Origin of the sequence: Rubrivivax soli (assembly GCF_049810355.1) — a bacterium.
In the GTDB taxonomy this organism is placed as follows: Bacteria; Pseudomonadota; Gammaproteobacteria; order Burkholderiales; family Burkholderiaceae_C; genus Rubrivivax.
This window is the reverse complement of record NZ_CP187368.1, coordinates 2,611,835-2,631,425: the sequence shown is the minus strand read 5'-3', so window position 1 is coordinate 2,631,425 and position 19,591 is coordinate 2,611,835. Positions and strand designations below refer to the sequence as shown.

Sequence of the window (19,591 nt, the reverse complement as noted above, 5' to 3'; positions counted from 1 at the left end):
GGGCTACGCGCCTTGGAAGGGGGACGGCAGGTTCCACGCGTTCTTCGCGCGCGTGTCGTGCCCTGCCCAGTGGTCGGCCAGCGAGCCGATGTCGACGGCCACGCTGCCGGCCTGCCTGGCCACGGCGCAGTAGGCCTTGCCCATGAAGCCCGCGGCGACCACGACCAGCGGCGACGGATCGCGGCGCAGCGCATCGCAGATGCCGGCGAAGTGGTCGGTGTAGTGGTCGCCGTCGAGGTGGTCCTGGCCGGCGACGCGGCCGCGCTCGGGCGGGATGCGCAGCGTGCGCACGTTGCCGATGTCCAGGAAGCGCTCCAGGGTGGCGCCCAGCTGCGCGTGGCAGCTGACCAGCGTCACGTCGCGGCGGCCGCGCAGCAGGCGCGGCAGCGTGGTGGCCAGCGCGCTGCGCCAGTCCTGCCACGCGTACAGCGGGCGTGCGATGTCGCAGTCGCTGAACACCGCCTGCGGCAGCAGCCCCTGCGACCGCGCGTGCTGCAGGTGCTGCAGGATCTCGACCACGCCGATGTAGCCGCGGTTGAAGCCGTGCCGGGCGAGGTCGTCGATGCAGTGCACGTGCTCGAAGAGCACGCGCTCGACGGTGGGCACGCCGATCACATCGGCCGAGCGCATGGCATTCCAGAAGAGCGCGCGCACGGTGTCGAGCTCGGCCGGCGACGCGTCGTGGATGTTCCGCGCGAACCAGATCCGGAAGATGTCCTTGGCGCACACGCCGAACACCTCGTTGTCGGGCGAGCGGTCGTCCAGGTAGCGCTGGTACGACAGGAAGCAGCCCTCGCCTTCGCCGACGCGGACGAAGGAGAACGGGCTGTGCGAGCCCAGCGCCGCGTCGATCCGGTCTGCGAGCGCGGTGCCGTCGATCGCATCGCGCCCGAGGTCGCGCGCCCGGTCGACCACCGACGCCACGGGGTTGTCGGCGTGGTACGCGACGAAGGAGGCACGGCGCTTGCGCGCGTAGTCGCGCGACGTGTAGGCGGCCTGAGCCCATGCGGCAATCTCGTGCCGCACGTCGGCCACCATCTGCGGCAGCGTCAGCGTGCGGTCCATCGCGTCGTCGCTGCGCGCCAGCGGGCGCGGGTTGGCAGCGAGCCAGCGGTCCTGCAAGGCGCCGAGCACGGCGCGGAAGGTGGCCTCGGCGTCCTGCGTGGCGGGTGCCGGCAGGTCGACGCGGAGCAGCGACCAGCCCGGCAGCTGCCCGACTAGCGCGGCATGCTCCGCGAGCAGCTGCTCGTCGTCGGCGCTGGTCGCGGCGGGATCGCACAGCACCAGCACGACCTGCTGTGCGCGTTCCAGCTGCCGCAGGGCCGTCCAGCCGGCCGGCAGGGCCTGGTCGCCCGGTGTGGGCACGAGGGCCGGAACCACGAGCCGCACCCCGGCGTACAGCAAGTCGATCTCGTGCTCGCCCAGGTGCTGGCTGTAGTGCGTGCGCCCCAGGACATGGTCGAACGCGAAGATGCCGCCTGCGCCGTCCAGGCGGAGTTCGAAGCGCGCAGGGCGCATCGGTGCGCGTCGGTGTGCCACGGTCATGCGGCCGCCTGTTCCAGCTCGGCCGGCAGGCCGGCGATCTCGCTGTCCTCGAAGGCCCGCAGGCCCGCGGCCTTGTCGATGAAGATGCGGTCCGGCGGGAAGCGGTAGTGCGCCACCAGCGACGGGCTGGCCTGCAGCTGCTGGTGCCAGGCCGTGTACGCCTGCTTGTAGGCCTCGCGCTCCTGCCCCAGCGTGAAGCGCAGACCGTCGCGCACGCTGTAGCTGCTGGAGTCGGCGATCAGGCTCTGCTCGGCGTACAGCGCGACGTAGGCGGGCAGCGCGAAGTTGTCGATGGCACCGCGCCCGTGCAGCGCCTCGATCCGGCTGATCAGTTCGTCGTCGGCGGCGCGGCGCGCACAGTCGAAGGGGCCGATGCGCTCGAACAGGTCGCGGCGCGTCATCAGCGTGATGAAGCCCGGCGACTCCACGCGCCCGTTGACCCGCACGAGCTGGTTCGACCTGGCGTGGTGGCGCACGTAGGTGCAGCGTGTCGCCAGCTTGCCGGTGCGCAGCAGGCGCCACAGCTGCAGGCGCAGCCGTGCCGGGTGCGACCAGTCGTCGGAGTCCTGGAACGCCACGTACGTGCCGCGCGCATGCCCCAGGCCGACGTTCTTCGCGAAGTAGGTGCCGCGGTTCTTCGGCAGCAGCAAGACCCGCACGCGCGGGTCCGACTGCGCCAGCGCGCGCAGGATGTCCTGCGTGCCGTCGGTGCTGACATCGTCGACGACGACCAGCTCCAGCATGCCGTGGTCCTGCTGCAGCACCGAGCGCGCCGCCCACGCCACCGTCTTCGCCGCGTTGAAGGTCGTCATCAAAACGGTGACGAGCGGGGCAGGCTCGGGCAGCGCAGCACGCGCCATCCAGCCGTAGGCGGCGTCGAACAGATCCACGCGCTCGATGGCGTAGCGCATGCCGCCGCGGTCGCTGCGCGGCTCGGCCGAGACCGGCTCCGCGGCCCGTGCCGCCGGCAGGTCGCGGGCCAGACGGCGGAACAGCGCGTAGCTCCGGGCCGTCACCATCTGCTCGGCGACCGGTCGCCGGGCGAGCGCATCGAGCACACGCACCTGGCGCGCGGCCAGGGCCGCCGTCGAATGGCGCTGGCCCGCCAGCTTCGGCAGTTCCGTGGCGCGCATGCAGCGCTGGTACTCGGCCAACTGTGCCGCCACGGTGGTGCCGTGGGTTTGCTGGAAGTGGCGTTCGAGCGCAGCGATCGTGTTGTCGTTGCCGCCCTGCTTGTTGTAGACCTCCCAGAGCGAGACACCTTCGTCGAACGACGGCACGTCGTCGAAGACACGGTCACCCAGGTCGATCAGGAAACAGGGCACACCCCGCGACACCGCGTGCCAGCGGAACCACAGGTCGTCGGCGGTGGGCGCCAGCCGCATGGCGGTGTCCACGTCGAGCACGCTGCGGTCGAAGTGGCTCGGGTGGTAGACGACGCCGTCCTTGCCGGTGGGCAGGTTGTGCAGGCCGAAGTGGCACTTGTCGGGGTTGGTCTGCCACAGCCCGTACGGCGCCAAGGTCGTGCCTTCCGGGTCGAGCCGCATGCTGTGGCCACGGAAGGCGACGACGCCGCCCGTGCAGCGCTGGCGGTGGAGCAGCCGGCTCAGCCAGTCGCGCGCGTAGCGGGTGTCGTCGTCGCAGGTGACGATGAGCGCGTCGAGGTCGGACTCCATGCATTCGGCCAGCACCGGCAGCAGCTTGCGGTAGGGCCCGGTGTTGCGCACGAAGGCGAAGCGCAGGCTGCACAGGGGGTTGATGGCCTGCAGGGTGACGGCCCAGTCGGGCACCGCTGCGAAGCCCTCGTCCATCAGGTAGGGCTCGTGCGACAGGTGGACACGCACCTCGAACGCCGAGGGGTGGTCCTGGCGCACCAGCGACTCGATGGTCTCGCGCAGGGCCGCCGCACGTGCCCGGATCGACGTGAGCGTCACGATCACGCGCTGCGTGCCGGTCGGCTGCGGCATGGCGGCCGGGCCCGTGGCCGGATGCGGACTCACGTCAGGGCTTCCTCGAGACGAAGACGATGTGGCCGGCGTACATCAGCATCTTGTAGTTCTTCTCCTGGATGGTCAGCGCAGGGTCGGCGACGATCTGCTGGTTCAGTGGCGACAGCGTCCACCACGAGCGTTCCTCGACCTGGCGGTCGATGCTGCGCTGGATCAGCGAGAGCGCGTCGATGCCGGCGGCCATCAGTTCGGGCACGAGGCCACTGGCCTGGTTGATCTGGTACCACCCGTAGGGCGTGAAGTTGAAGAGGCTGTACGAGTGGTAGGGCTCGAGGTAGGACACGCTGCCCACGAACAGCCCGCCTGGCGACAGCACCCGGCGCACCTCGGCCAGCAGCCGCTCGGGGTGCCGGACGTGCTCGAACACCTGGTTCGAGAAGACCACGTCGAAGCTCTGGTCCGGAAACGGGATGTCCACGCCGTTGTAGGACTGGAACGTGCAGTCCTGGCGGCGCCGGGACCGCACCTCCGGGCTGTCCTCGATGTCGAGACCGGTCCAGGAGAACTGGGTGAAGCTGCGCTGGAACCAGTCGAACGACCGGCCGTCGCCGCAGCCCAGGTCGAGCACGCGCACGCCGGTGGCCGGCAGGCGCGGGGCGATGCGCGGCAGCAGGCGCTGGCTCGACAGCTGGCCGGCTTCGTCGGCCGGGGTGATGGCGAAGATCTCTTTCAGCACGGTGCGATTGGTTGCGAGGAGCTTTCTTGGGTCAGTGGCGGGCACCTGCGGCCGGTCGAACGATGAGATTTGCACAAGATGGATGTGAGCCATTGCCGCCGGATCCCTGGACGCCGTGGAACTCTCGATCGGTAGGTCGGGCCATCCATTGGCTACACGCGATCTCGGTCGGCGAGCCAGACGTTGCCGGTGAGCGCGGGCACCGTACGAGCGGCTCGCGGACAGGAGACTATAAAGCGGGCCCTCGCGGCCAGCGGGTGCTATGGGTCACGCGAGCTGCCTCTTGATCCGACTCTTGCGACGTTCGGGACCCCGGTGGTAGCCTGGCAGAAGCTGGTGCGCTTTTGCAGCCCCAGCAGGTAGAACGCCTCCAGCAGGTGCAGCGTTCCCAGCCGTCGACCCCGGCGGTGTACTTCGGCGACTCGAAGTTCACGGCCACGCGGCTCTGGGCGCCAAGGTCGTAGACGGCGTCGAGCCGCACCTGCTGCGGTAGATGGCTGAGGCTGAAGCGGTCGGTCAGGTCACCGTGCTTCACCACCATGCCCCAGGTGCTCGGCGTGCGGATCCTCTTAGACGTGGGCGATGCGCTGGGTGTTGGGGCGCAAAGCACGACACTTCAATCTGTGGGCCTCGTAGCCCATGGCGAGCAGGACCTCGCCGAGGTAGCTGCAGTCTTGGACACTGATGTAGGTGATGCGTGTGTGCTTGATCATGGTGTCCGGGCTTCCTTGCCGGTGCATTGTCTGTCACGCGATCGCCACACAGGAAGACTCGCCAGGGTGAACGAGGAATATGCTCCCGCCCGGTTCCGACTGTCCGTTGCCACCCCATGCCGAACATCCAAGACAAGCTGGCGCGCTTCCTCACGGGAGCCCCTCTCGACGCGACCTCCCTGACCGCCGACGACGCAGGCCGGCGCGGCGTGCGCGGCGCGACGCATCTGCGCCACGCCTGCTTCGAGGATGGCGTCTCGGTAAGCTCGCCGACTATCGCCCAGGGTGTGGTGAACTTCATTGGTGCACACAGCTACATCAATGATGGCGGCTACCTGCGCGGCAACGTGTTCATCGGCCGCTACTGCTCAATTGGTCGCCGTGTGAGCGTGGGGGCCGGCATGCACCGCATGTCTTCCGTCAGCACCTATCCGGCCCTGGCGCAGGGTACGGCCACACCCTACACCGTGGCCCAGGCACAGGCCCTCGACTCACGCGACCGCCGCCGCGGCCCGACCGTCATCAGTCACGACGTCTGGATCGGGGACGGCGCCGTCATCGTGGAGGGCGTGCGCATCGGCACCGGGGCGGTGATCGGCGCGAACGCGGTGGTCGCGCGCGACGTGCCCGACTACGCGATTGTCTCGAGGCTGGCCAGCGAGCCCGTGCGGACCCGGTTCACGGAAGCCGTGAGCGCCGCGCTGCTGGCCAGCGCCTGGTGGAATGCGCCTCTGGATGTCCTGCGTACGCTGCCGACGGGCAATGTGTTCGAGTTCATCGACCGCGTCACCCAGCCGTCATGGCTGGCGACACGGCATCCCGACTTCGAGACCCTGATGCTCGCGCAGGGCTAAAGGCGGCTCAGCGCGCCGCGGCGGCCAGCGCATCGAAGTGGTTCTCGCAGCGCAGATTGCGGAAGCCGATGCCCAGGCGCCAGTCGCGCGTCAGACTCGCCGGGTTATCGCTGGGCGTACCCGACACGACGCAGTCCGCGAGGCGTTGGGTGACGCGGGTCAGCGCGTAACCGCTGACGCCCTCCGCATCGACCTTCGTACCGGCACGCCTGGACATCGGCGCGGTATTGGTCAGGCCGGCGCGCGCTGCGGTGATGGCCTTGGCCAGGCGCGCTCGGCTGTATTCGTCGCGGAAGCCGTCCTTGTCATGGGACGTGACGTACAGAGTCACCAACGGCGTCACTGCGAACCATTGGTAGCGCAGGGCCTGCTGGCCTCGCTTGAGTTCACTGGGGAAGAATCCCTCGTTGTCGATCTCGGCCAGCGCCTGGCGGTACACCTCGCGGGACCAGGTGGACAACGCCCGGTTGCCCGTCACGACCGAGGTGTTGTAAGCCGCCAGGGCGGCCCAGTAGGTCACGTTGTTGCGCTGGTCGCCCGGACGCCCCATGTCCTCGTTGCGGGTGATGGAGGTCGCGAGTTGCTCCAGCCAGCGGTTCACCGCGAGATGTTCGCGCGGCGCCTCCTTGCCCAGCGCCAGCGCGGTGCGGTAGGCCAGCGAGAGGCTGGCCGCCGACACGACCTGCAGCACCGTGCCGCCCTTGTCCACGCGCTCGAGGGCGTCTCGGCGTGCCCAGGCTTCCATCCAGCTCAGGGCGCACGCCTGCGTCGCCAGCACCTGGGGCCGGTCACCGCCCTCGGCCATGCGGCCGAGGGCGTAAAGGGCGTCGCGCAGGAAGCGGTTCTGCTCCTCGCTGCGCTTCTGCAGCTCCGGATCGATCACCGAGTGCTTCGCGTCGGTGTAGTAGTCGACGCTGCCCAGGCTGGGCGGCAGTTCGGGCGGCGTGGGACAGGACGGTGCGACCTGCGCCGAGGCGCTGGCGCAGGTCGCCAGCGCCCACAGGGCGAGGAAGGAACGAACGGTCAGGCGGTTTTGCGTGGGCATGGGGGTCTCCTTCAGAGGGCTCATTCGTACAGGGCCGGATCCCAGCGGTAGATGTTCTTGGTCTTGGACGCCTCGGACTTGGCGACGTCGGACGAGTTGATGTCCGACTCGCTCTGGTCCTGGATGATCAGGTTGGGCTTGCAGATGAAGCTGGCTTCGTCGAACAGGCGCGCGCAGTCCTGCAGGGGGCCGATGTCAAAGGGCAAGGTCCAGCGCGAGATGCCGTCGAGCAGCGGCGCATAGGTGTCCGCGTGCAGCCCTACTGCATGGGACGCGACGAGCACGCCGTGCGGCAGGTACAGGTGCTGCGAGTAGTCCTCCACCAGAGGCCAGTCGTACTGCATGGTGCCGAGCTGGAAGATCTTCCATGTCGCCGGTAATTCGGCATGGGCCGTCGCGAAGGCGTTGCGGAAGTTCTTGTGGAATAGGCAGTCGTCGTCGAGCACCAGCACGCGCTCGATGCCCTGCTCGATGCAGCGCCGCAGGATGGCGCGGTAGGTGAGCGAGTAGGCCATCGCGCCGGCGCTGCGGATGCCCGGGCCGTTCAGCCCTGCCTCCACGTGCGCGGTGCGCTGCGCGTCGGTGCGGCCGCCGAAGAAGAAGTCGCGGCTGGACATGCGCGCCTTGGGGTCGGGTGCGGGCCGGCTGGCCATGTAGCGCCGGTACTGGTCCTGCACTTCGGGGGCGGTACCGTCCACGGCCGGGAAGCGTTCGTAGACGACGCCGCAGCGCGATAGGCCGCGGTGCATCGTCGCCATGCGGTCGGGACGGCGGTCCAGGTTGATGACGAAGACCTTGTCGAAGACATCATTGACTGTGACGGGATTCACCGCGCGCGCCTCGTCGACTCGGATCAAGGGGCCCTTTACGGCGAGGTGGGCATCGACACGGACGCGGTCCGGCATGCGCTTGACGGCTTCGCGCCGTTGGCGTTCCTCGGGGGTGGAGGCGCGCTTGAACTCTTCGGAATCCCAGGCGATGGCGCTGCGATAGTTCTCCTCCCGGGTGTTCTGGAGTTCAAGGTACTCGTTGGCGTCCTTCCAGTCCCAGAACCGTTCGAGTTCGTTGAAGCCCGCGCGACAGCAGCGTGCGGAGTAGTCGCCGTGCCAGCCGCCGCGCACGAAGTAGTTCACCTCGTCGGCGTAGCCCACGCGCGCGATGACTGCCGGAGTCAGCGTGAACAGGGCGCCCATGGCTCGCCATACCGACACGTGCGCTTCCAGCGGAAAGTCGCGGTGCAGGCGGCGCTCGGGCGCGGCCTCCTTGGTGCGTTCACGGATCTGCGCGAAGTGAGGCAGGTTGAAGTGGCATAGGTGGTCGAAGCCCGACGCGCGCGCCGCGTCGAAGTAGCCTGAAAGCCAGCCGGCCTTCCGGAAGAAGAGGTCGTCGTCGGCGATAACGTAGAAGTCCGTCGCCAGTGCCTGCCCGAGGCGCAGCAGGGCGTTGAACTGGCCACCTACGTGGGTCCGGTTGTGCTTGAGCACATGCAGCTCGAAGGGGATGTTCAGCGTGTTAAGGTATTCGATCGTGCCGTCGGTGGAGCCGTCGTCGGCGATGGCGACGACTACCTCGAAGCGGTCCTCGCAGACCGTCCGCACCAGGCTCTCGACGCACTCGCGCAGGTAGTCCAGACGGTTGAAGGTCTTGATGCCCAAGAGCACCTTGGGCCGCGCGCCCTTCACAGGCTTAACCGCCTCGGCGATGTGCCGCATCTGGCGTTCGACGATGACGCGCTGGTCGGTCTTCTCGTTGACGTTCTGCGCGTAGATCGAGTCTTCGGGCACTTGGGCATCGCGTAGCCACAGGTCCGGGCGCTTGACCGCGTGCATCGCGATGCCGCGCTCGGCCATGAAGCGGGCGATCCAGATGTCGGCCATGTTCGGATACCCGAACATGGGCAGCTCGGGGATCTGCCGCCGATCGAAGAGCATGGTGCCGGTGCCCAGCACCTGGACGCGGCGATCCACTTCGTTCTTCCACTTGAAGTGGAGCACGTGCCGCGCGTTGGGTTCGTAGTAGCCCACCAACGGGTAGCGCAGCAGCGAGCCGTGCACGCCGACCGGTCCACCCAGGCGGCTGTAGGCCCCGATCAGGCGCTCGGCGTAGTCGATGGGGTAGAGGATGTCGTCGTCGCACGTGAAGTACCAGGGCGCGGTAGTGCGGTGGTAGCCGAAGAACTTGCCCGCGTCGCCCAGGTTGCCGTGTTCCTGGGAGCGGTAGACGCGGACCTTGGGCCAGTCCGACAGCCACGCCGGAACGGCCGGGTAGTCGTTGAGATAGATGTGGAGCTCGTCCATTTGCACGCTCAGTGTCTCTAGCGCCTGGTGTAGGCCGGCTTCGCGCGAAGGGATGGAGGCGAGGCCGACGGAGCGCAAGTCATGGCGTGTCCGCACTTGAGGGGCGCCCCCTTTGCCTCCCCAGCGCACCCCGAAGATCCGCTCAATGTCCAGAAGTTGATGAGGCGTTACCGATCCACTCGGTGCATGCCTCAGAAGATACGAAACGTTGCCCTGCAGGATCTCGAGCAGGTGGGGCGAATCCTCTGCCAGCTTCACGTAGGCAGACAGTGCTTCCGTCCAATGCCGATCTCTCAGCAACTGATTGGCCAGTTGAAGCGCGATGGGTCGTGTGTTTCCAGCAGACATGAATGACCTTCTGTTGGGGTGCCGTGTGGTCTGACGGCACTGTCGTATTCTGTGGGAGCAAAGCTCTCGCCCGTGGCGTATGCGTAGGCCAGCACCTTGTCCATCAAGGCGGGTGGAGCGGCTGGTAGCGCGAGCCGCCGCTCTAGTAGCGCGCGGAGAGCGACTTGACGTCTTACACGTTTGCGCTGCGGTTCGTGTAGCGGATTACTTCACAGTCCGAAGTGCTCTCTTCTCACCCATTGGGCAATTGCTGCCGCGCCTCTTGCGCTGGGGTGCCCTTCGAGGGGGATGGGATCGAACAGGTCACCCACCGGCGTCGTCGAATACAAGGTCCAGAGATCTGTCAATCGAACCCCAGCAGCTGACAGGTGACAGGCGAATTCCCTGGCCAAGCGCCGTTCAGCATCCACCAGCGCATCTCCGTCGAACCCCCCCCTTTGCTGCCCGACTGCTCGATGAAAGACCGCGGCTTCCTTGGTCGGGATCAAGAGGATCTCCAACTCAACGCCGCGTTCTGTGCAGTTGGTCTGAATGACATCAAGGTAGCTCCTGCAAAGCTCGAACGCGCGCCGCATATAGGGGCTGCTGAGATCCGTGGTCTGCAAGCGTAGGTGAGGCTCGATCCACCACTCGGCGCCATCCGCTATGACAGGCATGCAATCCTGCAGCCCCAGATCGAACGCTTGGCGCAGCGCTTCTTCTAGGTTGGCGCCAAGCTCCCGCGCCTTCTTCACCGCCTCATCCCTTGCTTGGCGAGGGCGCCAATCCATGCCGAGCTTGAGATCGCCGTCTCGCACGAACCCAAAGAGCGATCCGTTGCGAACGTCGATCGACTGCTTCAGCGTGGCATACACATCGAACCCGAGGTAGATGCTCACTACCAGCTTTCGGTGGAACGGCTTGAGGTAGGTCTGCGACACAAGCGCGAACTGCATCAGCGACCAAGCACCCATCGAAGCACTGTAGATCGGTACGCCTTCGCGCTGCAGGCGAATCGGCCACGTGTCGACAGGCACGAGATTGGTCCCGTAGACGTGACTGCTTCCAGTCAATATGTACTTCGAAGCAGCCAGCGTCAGCTCGTTGCAGAAGCCGTTCTCATCGTGGTCCGGGTACTGTGGTGACCCTACATGTCGCCATGTCGGATCATCCATAAAGCGAAGCGTTCCCATCACCTTCCTGCCTCGGGACTGAGGGCCCTGGATACGTCCTCCAGCAACAGCTGGATCAGACCGTCGTCCACGCGTGTCCAACACAGATCCTCATCGCCACCGCTCCTCGCTCTTGTGGTGTGCAGAACAAGATCAACAAGTCCATCTCCGTGCTCTTCACGCACAAGCCTACGCTCCACGGCATCGCGGACCAAACATTGGTGAAGCATCACGATATGGCGCTTTGTGCCGGACCCGGTACAAATGCTTGCGAACTCCCGCAACTTCTCACGGTGCGTCTGAAAGTTGTTGCGCCGCGCGCGTCTATGTCTATGGTTGCAGAGGGGGTCAGCATCCTCACGTCTACAAGCAGCGTCAAGGCGATCGACCATTCGTTGGTGGCTATGCCTGTCGTGTGGCCCGGTAAGGCAGCCCGATGCGGGAACTCGAAACCATCCACGTGCGCGGGATCGCAGAGAGGCTCACAGACGGGCAAAGTCTGCAGAGCGCGACGCGAAGTGCCGTTTGAGGTGATCTGGTGCCGTGGGTGCGCCGGCAAGACGTTCATGTGTGTGGTGTGCGTGCTCAAGCGGAAATCTGGGGCCTCGGCGGGCGTGTGCAGCCCCTACAACGAGAGCAGCCGCTGTGACAACAACCAGAGCGCGCCAGGGCAGGCGGACAGTGTTTCGTCGAAACCATGGGCTCTAGGCGCAGGTGTCAGAAGCAGGTCTGCTGCTGCACCTGCGCGAACAGCGCCATGCCGCGCTGCTGGCGCTGCCGGCGTTCGCCCAGCGGCATCGCACGCAGGCGGTCGAGCAGGCCGGGCAGTTCCTCGGTGCGCACGCGCAGGACGGCGGTGTCCCAGTCCAGCGGCGGCAGGCTGCCGCCGGCCGGCAGCTGCGGCCAGTCGCCCAGCATCACCGGGATGGCGCCGCTGGCCAGCGACTCCCACAGGCGCAGCGTGTTGGCCCCGGCACCGGCCGGGCACAGCGAGAACACCGAGTCCGACAGCAGCGCGTTGTACCCGTGCACCGAATCGTCGGCCACGGGCGCGGTGGCCATCTCGCCCTGCACCTGGTGGCGGTAGACCACGTCCTCGAAGTGCCAGCGCCCGGTCACGCGCACGACCACGTCCGGGGCATCGGCCAGCGCGCGCAGGCGCGGGCGGATGTCGGACAGGTAGTGGTCGGCATGGGCACCGACGAACGACGCCAGCAGCGGACGCGCGGCCGCGTCGCGCCCCAGCAGCAGGCCGCTGGTGCGCGCGGGGTCCTCCACGTTGACGGCGAACAGCCGCCAGGGATGCACCTGTATGCCGGCGGCCAGCGCCTCCGCCGCGGCCGGCGTGCCCGGCGCCGGGCAGTGCGAGAGCCACAGGTCGGTGACGCCGAGCTGGCGCCATCGCGGCAGCAGGTCCTGCCAGTAGATATGCTGGCAGACGGTGTGCACGCGCAGCCGCATCCCCAGTCCGGCCAGCGCCTGGTGCAGGCCCGACAGCCGCACGCCGACCAGCCGCCACTGCCTGCCAGCGGCGTGCCCGCGGTCGGCGCCCCAGGCCTGCTTGCGTTCCTTGTCGATCCAAGTGGCCCAGGGCAGCCCCAGGTAGGTATGCAGGTCGTCGCCGCTGCCGCCGGGCTGGTCGAGCGCGGCGTGGCGATCCCAGGCCGCGCCCTCGGTGCGGCAGGGAAACTGCCAGAACAGGGCGTCGTCGGCGGCTACGGGCCGGTCGGTGATGTCCGCGCAGGCGGCCGACAGCGCTGGCGGCACAAAGCCGTGGCGGAACCAGGCGCGCTCGAGCGCGCGGCCGTCCAGCCCGGCGAAGCGGGCTTCCGGCAGGTCGCGTCCGGCAGGCATCAGCATGTCGCGGAAGTGGAGCACACCGGAAGCGCTACGACGCAGCTGGAAGCGGCCGAACCACCACCGTCGCAGCGGGCGGGGGACCGCGGGGCCGCTGGTGTCCGGCGTGCTGGCGTCTTGCAGCGTGCGGATCATCGAAGCGATGCCGTCGGTGCCTCGTTGTCGGTCAGTGCCGCTTCGTCGTGCCGAAATCATGGCCGAATGACATCTGTGTCGACATGATCTGGACTGTTCATTGGTCGCGACTATTCGTGTTGTGCTGGGCTGCTAGTCGCTGCTGCAGATGTGTCGAACTGGATCAGACAAGCAGCCTTTTCTAGCGGGAATTCGGTCACCGTCGTGGCAACCCCGCGCGATTCCAGGAAGTCCAGCCAGCGCCTGGCCGTGTCCTTCTCGCCCTGACGTCGGTAGTCGTCGAGCAGCAGCTGGCCGCGCAGCTGCGGCAGCGCGCGAAGCAGCACCTCCAGTGCCGGGTAGCGAGCCAGCGGCCCTGTGGCCTCGGGCGGCCCATCCACCACCGCCAACAGGCGCGGCGCCGGCACATCGGCCAAGCGCTGCGCCAGACGCTGCAGCGCGGCCGGCGTGTCGTAGTAGTTGAAGGTGTCGCCGGCGTCCATCACCACGGGCCGCAGCGGCGCGAGCACCAAGTCAACGCGGTCCTGCATCGCGTGCCCGGCCAGCAGGTCGGCCGTCTCCTGGTGGTACTTCTCCAGGTGCTCGAAGGCCATCTGCACCGTGGCGCGGGCATCGGGCCGCTTGCGCGCGACCTTGTCCAGCGTGCGGGCGATCAGCAGCGTCGACGACCCGGAGCCGAACTCGACCACAGCGTCGAAGTGCTGCTGTTCCAGCAGCTGCACGACCAGCAGCGCGAAGTCGGGGCTGACGGGCCAGCCGTGCAGCGCCGGCAGGATCTCGCCCGACGTCAGGTAGCCCTGCAGGTTGGAGAAGGCTTCCAGCTGCCGCACGGCATTGGCCAGTTCCAGCTGGATGGTCTTCTCCATCGTCTTGCCCAGCTTGTCCATGCGGGCCAGCTGGGCCTCGGCGAGCGCGTCGGCGGTGCGCAGCGCCGTGCCCGTGTGGCCCAGCGGCAGCGCGCGCGCGGACTCCGGACCCAGCAGCCATTGCTGGGCCTGGCCGGGCAGGTTCATCTGCGCCATCTCCTGCTGCGCCCGTGCCAGCACGGCACCGCGCCGGGCACCGCCAGCGCCGGGCTGCAGCGCGTCGCGGAAGTGCGCCAGGGCCTGGTCGCGCAGTCGGCCGCCCGCCGCCGCCGCGCGGCCCAGCGTGTTGTGCACGCCCGCGAGCAGCACGCGCACGAGCAGCTGCTCGTCGCAGCCCCATTGGCGGGCCAGGCGGACCAGCTGCCGCGTCTGGGCCGCCTGGCCCAGCGCCTGGTGGGCTGCCGCCACCATCAGCAGCAGACGAGCGCGCTCCGGATGCGGCTCGATCTGGTCCATCGGCAGCTCGGTCAGCGGCTGCCACTCCCCCAGGCGCCAGTGGTTCCGCGCGCGATCGAGCAAACCGTCGTCGTAGGGGGTCGTGTCCGGCTGCGACCGCGTGGGGACGAGCAGGGCCGTGCCCGTGTCCCCACCGGCACGGGGTGGTGGCGCGGCAGGGCGGCCGCCGCTGCGGCTGAGTGTGCGGCGCTTCTTCACAGCGAAGGCTCTTGCAGCAGCAGTTCCTGCAGCAACTCAAGCTGCCCGGAGGCCTTGGCGAGTTCCTGGTGCATCAGGTCCAAGCGGCGCTGGGCGTCGGCCAGTTCGCTTTCCAGCTGCAGGATGCGCTTGTTGCGGTCGTTCGACTGGGTGGTCTTCTCGGCGACGAGCTTGGCCTGGGTGTCGCGGTCGGTTGTCAGGCGGGCCACGTCGGCACGGTAGCGCTCGAGCGTGGCCGACAGGTCCTTCAGCTGGGCGTCGAGCTTGGTCCTGGCCGCGGTGGCGGCCTGCAGCTCGGTGTCGAGCTGGGCAGCGCGCCGCGCCTGCGGTTCCAGCTGCTGGCGCTGCTGCTCCACCTGCGCGAGCGCGGCCAGGCGCGTGTCGCGCTCGGCCAACTCGCGCTGCAGGTCCTGCAGGGCCCGGTCGCGGTGCGCGACGATCGCGCCCCGCTCTTCTGTCGACTTCTGCAGCTCCTCGATGCGACCGGCGCGATCCGCAGCCAGCTTCGCCTGCGCGTTGCGTTCGGTGGTCAGGCGTGCCAGGTCGGCGCGGCAGCCTTCCAGCGCCGCTGCCAGTTCTTGGTGGCGCCGGTCGGCGCCGGCACCGGCGCTGCTGGCCGCGGCGCGCTCGGTGTCGAGCCGCGCGGTCTGCTCTGCCAGCGCCTTTTCTAGCTCGGCGACTCGTTCGGCGCGTGCCTGCACCAGCGCGCGCTGCTCCTGCCGCTCGCGCTGCAGCGTGGTGATGCTGGCCGCCTGCTCGTCGGTCTTGTGCTGCAGCTGGGCCAGCTGCCGGCTGCGTTCCTGCAGCTGGCCTGCGACATCGGCACGCTCCGCCCGCAGTTCTTCCAGCTGGCGCTGCAGGCTGTCGGCGTGAGACTCCAGCTCCGCCAGGCGCTGGTCGCGCAACTGGTTCTGGTGCAGCGTGGCGTCGAAGCGCAGCAGGTGCACGGGCCAGAGTGCGTCCTGCTCCAGCGCCAGCGGCGCGGCCCGGTAGCACCGTGCCGCCAGGTCCTGCAGGGCCTGGTCGGCCGGCGCGCCCGCGTCGCCGCTGGCTTCGTTGCAGCCGCGCACCAGCACGGTGTCGAAGCGGCGCAGCTGCGCCTCGGACAGGCTGGCCAGCAGCGCACTCTCCTGGCCGGGCACGTCGAGCACGAGCACGTTGCGGGTGGGGCGGTCGGACGCGGCGACGTGGGCGTCCACGACGGCCCCGAAGGCATCGGCGTTCAACGACAGCACGCCGGCCGGGCGCAGCCGCGGGTAGAAGCGGACCAGCCCGCCGGCGTCGACGGGACCGTTCAGCGCGCTCAGGTTGTAGCGGTGCCAGCGTGCCGGTCCGCCGGTCGGCGTCACCGCGCGCGCAAGCACCCGACAGCGGGCCGACGCGCCCGTGGCAGCGCGGCGCAGCTCGGCCGCCTGGTCGGGATCACCCTGCACCAGCACCACCTGCTGCGCCTCCACGCCGTCCAGCGCTTCCAGCGCTTCCAGGGTCGCCGTGTCGGCACCGATGTGCAGCAGCGTGCCGATCGGTTCGGACACGTGGTCTTTCAGGGCTTGCAGAAGGGGGTCCATGGCGAGACTCATACGGTTAGTGGGCCTGTGCGCGACCGAGCAGCCGGCGCACGAGATCGCGCAGGCGCAAGGACGTGAGCGTGCGCCGCGCCTGTTTGTGGAGCGCAGCCCCTTGCGCGGACAGTCCTTGCGGCGATGTGCCGGCCGGCCATGCCGCGGCATCGGTCTGCCGGGCGGCGCCGGGCAGCGCGTCGAGCACGGCCAGCACCAGGGCCCGGTCGGCCGCAGGCAGCGCCGCCCAGAGCCGGCGCCGCTGCGCAGAGCCGAACGCCGGCCCGACGGGCAGCGTCAGCCCGGGCTGCAGGCGGCCGCCGGCATCAACCGGCCAGGTCGCCAGTGGCACCTGCTGCGGGTCGTCGGGTGCACGCCAGTCGATGCGCTGCTGCTGCGGCCACCAGCGCAGGCGCAGCGCGCCCAGCGCGATCGACCCATGGCTGGCTCCTCGGAAGACCACATCGACGCTGTCGCCCTCGCCGGCGACGCTCGCTTCGTCATAGCGCAGGCGCGCCGGCAGGTGCGCGAGTTTGCGGCACAGCCGCGCCGCTACGCCGGCCCAGCGCGCCGCGCCGTCGCCGGCATCGGCCAGGCAGCGCTGCAGCACGCCTGCCACGCCGACCACGCACTGCCAGTCCCGGCTGCCCAGGCTCAGCAGGCGCTGGCGGCTATCGGGGCTGTCCGGCACGAGCAGCAGGAACGCCCGCCCGTCTTCGTCGCCGTTGGTGGCCCAGGCAGACAGCGGCTGGCGGCCCTCTTCCGACCAGAACAGCAGCCCGGGATGCGTGTCGTGCTCGACCAGCCGCACGCGCAGCGTCGGCCACTGCCGTTCACCGATGCGCAGATCGTCGAGCGCGATGTCCGCGTGGCAGTGTGGCGGCTCGTTCCGGCTGGCCACCACCACGGCCTGCCGCGCGCTGGCTGCGACGCCGCCATGGTGGTGGAGCATGGCCGCCTCGGCGTCGCGCGCCTCCAGCTCCAGGTAACGCGCCTCCAGCTGCTCCTGCAGCAGGTGCACGTGCTCCAGCAGTTCCATGTTGTCGCGCGCGGCAGCGGCCAGCCGGGCCTGTTGCGCGGCAAGGGTCGCCTGCGCTGCGTCGCGCTCGGCGGCCTGCTGGTCGATGACGGCTTGGCGGGCCTGCAGATCCTGCGCGAAGCTGGCCTGGCGGCCCTTCGCTTGCTGGAGATCCGCCAGCAGTGCCGCGTGCTGCTTGCGCAGCGCGTCGGCCTGCTGCGTTGTGGTCGACAGATCCTCGGCCAACTGCTGCGCGCGCTGTAGCGCCGCCTCGCGTTCGTCGTGGAGCCGGGCCAGGCCCTCCTGGGCCAGATGCAGCTGCTCCAGCAACTGGGCCTGCTCGCCATGCGCCGTGGCCAGCGTCGAGCGCAGGGCCGCGAGTGCCGTGGCGTCCTGCCGGGCCTGCAGCACCAGCGCGCGGTGGCCCGCCGCCAGTGCCTGCCAGTCGGGTTCGGCGGCAGCCGTGTCGTCGAGCAGCGGCACGCAGCTGGCCAGCAGTTCCTGCTGCAGGCGCTGGATGCCCGGCTGCTGTTCCGCCAGGCGCGCAGCCAGGAGCAGCGCCAGCGGCTCGGTGTCCAGGCCCGGCAGCCCGGCCAGCGCGCCGACGGGCAGGCTCAGGCCCCAGGACGTCAGTTCACCGGCCAGCGCCTCGGGCGCCAGGCTGGCCTCGCGCAGGTCGAGCAGGCGCCAGCGTCCCGGGCGCTGGCGCGCCAGGCGCAGCAACTGCCGCGCGCTGCGGGCCCAGGCGTCCAGCGCGGCCACGGGGTCCTGTGCGTCCGGGGCCTGGCTGGCCAGCACGAGGTCGGGACCGGCCACGAGGGCCACGAAACACCGGCCCGGATCTTCAGCGGCCAGGCGCTCCAGCTCCGGCACCTGCTGCGTGCGGGCGGTCGCGCCGGCCGCCGACAGGCGCTGCGACAGTGCGGCGGCCAGGTTGCCCCACGCCCCGCCGGCGGTGCCGGAGATCACGATGTCCGGAAGGGCGGATCGCCCGGTGCGCTCTTGCGTGACGCGGCTGGCCGTGTTCAGCGATTGGCTGTGCATGGTGTGCTGTTCGGCAGGTGGGTGGCCCATTGCAGGTGCGTGGTCACAACCCCAGCGCGATGCGTGCGGCGACAGCGATCTGGTACACGATCTGCGTGATGCCGCGCGCGATCTCGACGTTCTTGCTCTGGATGCGCGGCAGCACCAGGATCTCGTCGCCGGCCTGCAGCTTCGTGCTGCGGGCGTCGGCCACCACGCTGCCGTCCTGACGAAGCACGACCACCTTGGCCTCGTCGGCGCCCTGCGTGTAGCCGCCGGCCTGTCGCACGTAGGCTTCCAGATCGGCCTGCGGGTCAAAGACCAGGGCGTTCGGGAACAGCACCTCGCCCGAGACCATCACCAGGTTGCTCGCTTCCGGGATGCGCAGCGTGTCTCCGTCTTCGAGCAGCGTGTCCCCGGCGCCGCCGGCCTGGGCCAGGATGACCTGCCCGCGCGGCTGGATCAGCCGTGCCCGCTGCACGAACTCGAGGATCTGCTGGCCTTCGCGCTGGCGCAGCGCCGACTCCTCCGACGTCGCCGAGCGTGCGGTCAGCGCGTAGGTCTCCAGGTTGCGCAGCGCGGTTTCCATCAGCGCCTTCTGCCGCTCGGCCACGCTCTGGCGGAACAGTTGCAGCCCGTTCACGTTGGCCTGCGGCGCCGGGCGCAGCCGGTCCAGCGCGTCCTTCAGCCGGGCGCCGTAGGGCAGCACCAGCGTGCGCTCGCTGAGGTTGGCCCCTTCGACGCGGACCAGGATGGTGCCGGGGTACTTGTCCGCCGTCACCGTGACTTCGTCACCGTCCTCGATCTGGATCTTCGCCGCATCGGCGATCGGGTGGTACTCGCTGCGCCGTTGCGGTCCGGTGCGTCGCGTGATGCTCAGGTGGGTGGCCGCCGGGCGCGGACGCGCCATCGCCAGCAGCATGTCGGCGCCGGTGCGGGCGCTGTCGAGCTCGAAGATGTAGGGGTTCAGCACTTCGCCGATGACCTGCACGGTGTGCCGGCGCGGCGGCACCACGATGGTGTCCCCGTCCTGCAGCTGCATCGGCGTGATCTGTCCGTTCAGCAGGAAGTCGTAGAGGTTGATGCGCGCCTTCGACTTGCCGCCGCGCAGCAGGTCGACGCCGAGATAACTCCCCCGGTCCGGATCGATGCCGCCGGCGCGGTCCAGGTAGTACAGCACCGAGTCGGACGACAGGCCCGGGTACAGGCCGGGCGCCTTGACGAAGCCGGTGACGTAGATCTTCACCGGCTGCGCCGCCTCCAGCGTGGCGTAGACGCCGACGTTGGCGCGGAAGGTGCGCTTGACCTGCGCTTCCACGCGCTCGTTGAGCTCGCCGTTGCGCACGCCGAGCACGCGCACCGGGCCCAGGCTGGGCACGAACAGGTTGCCCTGCGCGTCCACCACCTGCGTGCCTTCGTGGTTGAAGGCGCCCCACATGCGCAGGTGCACGCGGTCGCCGACGGCCAGCTGGTAGTCGGGGTTGAAGCCGCTGAAGGCCTCGCTCGCGAAGCGGCCGCTGAACATCTGCGAGCCGAACACCAGCGGTCGCGCAGCCCGCGCGGGGTCGGCGGGCAGCGGGCCCGGAGCCTGCTGTTGCACGACGGGCGCCACGTTGGTGGCGCGGCTGGTCGTGCCCGCGGGGCGCAGGCCGGCGGCTTCCAGCACCGCAGGGTCCAGCCCTTGCAGCGGCCCGGGGGTGGCTGCGGGCGCCGTGGTGGTGGAGCCGGAGGTCTGTGGCGTGCCCGTCAGCGCGGTCTGCGCCGTGGCCGGCAGCGCCAACAGCAGGCCGGTCAGCGCCAGGGCGGGGAGGATCGCGGTCATCGATCTGCGTGCGACTTGC

General features: G+C 69.3%; 14 protein-coding genes. 1 reads left to right on the top strand and 13 read right to left on the bottom strand.

Annotated elements, in window-relative coordinates; all coding sequences use genetic code 11:
• Positions 1 to 3: 3 nt before the first annotated feature.
• From ACPOLB_RS11855 to ACPOLB_RS11835, 5 genes are all read right to left on the bottom strand, one after another.
• Complete coding sequence (locus ACPOLB_RS11855) at positions 4 to 1,518, bottom strand: hypothetical protein (protein ID WP_425261567.1); 1,515 nt, start codon at positions 1,516 to 1,518, stop codon at positions 4 to 6.
• Between the two features lie 23 nt (positions 1,519 to 1,541).
• Entirely contained in the window at positions 1,542 to 3,545 is a 2,004-nt protein-coding gene (locus ACPOLB_RS11850) for a glycosyltransferase family 2 protein (protein ID WP_425261566.1), read from the bottom strand.
• 1 nt (position 3,546) lies between these two features.
• Positions 3,547 to 4,230, bottom strand: coding sequence for a class I SAM-dependent methyltransferase (locus tag ACPOLB_RS11845; RefSeq protein ID WP_425261565.1), 684 nt, complete (start codon positions 4,228 to 4,230; stop codon positions 3,547 to 3,549).
• Between the two features lie 229 nt (positions 4,231 to 4,459).
• Complete coding sequence (locus tag ACPOLB_RS11840) at positions 4,460 to 4,771, bottom strand: GDP-mannose 4,6-dehydratase (protein WP_425261564.1); 312 nt, start codon at positions 4,769 to 4,771, stop codon at positions 4,460 to 4,462.
• Between the two features lie 28 nt (positions 4,772 to 4,799).
• Complete coding sequence (locus ACPOLB_RS11835) at positions 4,800 to 4,943, bottom strand: hypothetical protein (RefSeq protein ID WP_425261563.1); 144 nt, start codon at positions 4,941 to 4,943, stop codon at positions 4,800 to 4,802.
• 116 nt (positions 4,944 to 5,059) lie between these two features.
• Between ACPOLB_RS11835 and ACPOLB_RS11830 the strand changes: the two genes are divergently transcribed.
• Positions 5,060 to 5,797 carry a CatB-related O-acetyltransferase gene (locus ACPOLB_RS11830; RefSeq protein ID WP_425261562.1) on the top strand — a complete coding sequence of 246 codons (738 nt, stop codon included), beginning with the start codon at positions 5,060 to 5,062 and terminating at the stop codon, positions 5,795 to 5,797.
• A gap of 7 nt (positions 5,798 to 5,804) precedes the next feature.
• Here ACPOLB_RS11830 and ACPOLB_RS11825 read toward each other — a convergent pair whose 3' ends face one another.
• The 8 genes from ACPOLB_RS11825 to ACPOLB_RS11790 form a co-directional block, all read right to left on the bottom strand.
• Positions 5,805 to 6,842 carry an alginate lyase family protein gene (locus tag ACPOLB_RS11825; protein ID WP_425261561.1) on the bottom strand — a complete coding sequence of 346 codons (1,038 nt, stop codon included), beginning with the start codon at positions 6,840 to 6,842 and terminating at the stop codon, positions 5,805 to 5,807.
• 20 nt (positions 6,843 to 6,862) lie between these two features.
• Positions 6,863 to 9,139: a glycosyltransferase gene (locus ACPOLB_RS11820; protein ID WP_425261560.1), complete on the bottom strand. Its 2,277-nt coding sequence runs from the start codon at positions 9,137 to 9,139 to the stop codon at positions 6,863 to 6,865.
• Positions 9,140 to 9,696: 557 nt separating this feature from the next.
• Positions 9,697 to 10,659 (bottom strand): hypothetical protein, encoded by a 963-nt coding sequence (locus ACPOLB_RS11815; protein WP_425261559.1) that lies wholly within the window; start codon positions 10,657 to 10,659, stop codon positions 9,697 to 9,699.
• Positions 10,660 to 11,355: 696 nt separating this feature from the next.
• Entirely contained in the window at positions 11,356 to 12,492 is a 1,137-nt protein-coding gene (locus ACPOLB_RS11810; RefSeq protein WP_425261558.1) for an exostosin domain-containing protein, read from the bottom strand.
• A gap of 248 nt (positions 12,493 to 12,740) precedes the next feature.
• Positions 12,741 to 14,150, bottom strand: a complete 1,410-nt coding sequence (locus ACPOLB_RS11805) for a hypothetical protein (RefSeq protein ID WP_425261557.1) — start codon at positions 14,148 to 14,150, stop codon at positions 12,741 to 12,743.
• Positions 14,147 to 15,718, bottom strand: coding sequence for a hypothetical protein (locus tag ACPOLB_RS11800; protein ID WP_425261556.1), 1,572 nt, complete (start codon positions 15,716 to 15,718; stop codon positions 14,147 to 14,149). Before ACPOLB_RS11800 ends, ACPOLB_RS11805 begins: the two co-directional genes overlap by 4 nt.
• A gap of 16 nt (positions 15,719 to 15,734) precedes the next feature.
• Positions 15,735 to 17,771 carry a hypothetical protein gene (locus tag ACPOLB_RS11795; protein ID WP_425261555.1) on the bottom strand — a complete coding sequence of 679 codons (2,037 nt, stop codon included), beginning with the start codon at positions 17,769 to 17,771 and terminating at the stop codon, positions 15,735 to 15,737.
• A 43-nt stretch (positions 17,772 to 17,814) separates the two neighbouring features.
• Positions 17,815 to 19,572, bottom strand: coding sequence for a polysaccharide biosynthesis/export family protein (locus ACPOLB_RS11790; protein WP_425261554.1), 1,758 nt, complete (start codon positions 19,570 to 19,572; stop codon positions 17,815 to 17,817).
• Positions 19,573 to 19,591 lie beyond the last annotated feature (19 nt).

Excerpts from the sequence above, each read along its gene's own strand:
- ACPOLB_RS11855 (WP_425261567.1), bottom strand. The coding sequence starts at position 1,518 with ATGCGCCCTGCGCGCTTCGAACTCCGCCTGGACGGCGCAGGCGGCATC.
- ACPOLB_RS11840 (WP_425261564.1), bottom strand. The coding sequence starts at position 4,771 with ATGGTGGTGAAGCACGGTGACCTGACCGACCGCTTCAGCCTCAGCCAT.
- ACPOLB_RS11835 (WP_425261563.1), bottom strand. The coding sequence starts at position 4,943 with ATGATCAAGCACACACGCATCACCTACATCAGTGTCCAAGACTGCAGC.
- ACPOLB_RS11830 (WP_425261562.1), top strand. The coding sequence starts at position 5,060 with ATGCCGAACATCCAAGACAAGCTGGCGCGCTTCCTCACGGGAGCCCCT.
- ACPOLB_RS11825 (WP_425261561.1), bottom strand. The coding sequence starts at position 6,842 with ATGCCCACGCAAAACCGCCTGACCGTTCGTTCCTTCCTCGCCCTGTGG.
- ACPOLB_RS11820 (WP_425261560.1), bottom strand. The coding sequence starts at position 9,139 with ATGGACGAGCTCCACATCTATCTCAACGACTACCCGGCCGTTCCGGCG.
- ACPOLB_RS11815 (WP_425261559.1), bottom strand. The coding sequence starts at position 10,659 with ATGGGAACGCTTCGCTTTATGGATGATCCGACATGGCGACATGTAGGG.
- ACPOLB_RS11810 (WP_425261558.1), bottom strand. The coding sequence starts at position 12,492 with ATGCCTGCCGGACGCGACCTGCCGGAAGCCCGCTTCGCCGGGCTGGAC.
- ACPOLB_RS11800 (WP_425261556.1), bottom strand. The coding sequence starts at position 15,718 with ATGGACCCCCTTCTGCAAGCCCTGAAAGACCACGTGTCCGAACCGATC.
- ACPOLB_RS11795 (WP_425261555.1), bottom strand. The coding sequence starts at position 17,771 with ATGCACAGCCAATCGCTGAACACGGCCAGCCGCGTCACGCAAGAGCGC.
- ACPOLB_RS11790 (WP_425261554.1), bottom strand. The coding sequence starts at position 19,572 with ATGACCGCGATCCTCCCCGCCCTGGCGCTGACCGGCCTGCTGTTGGCG.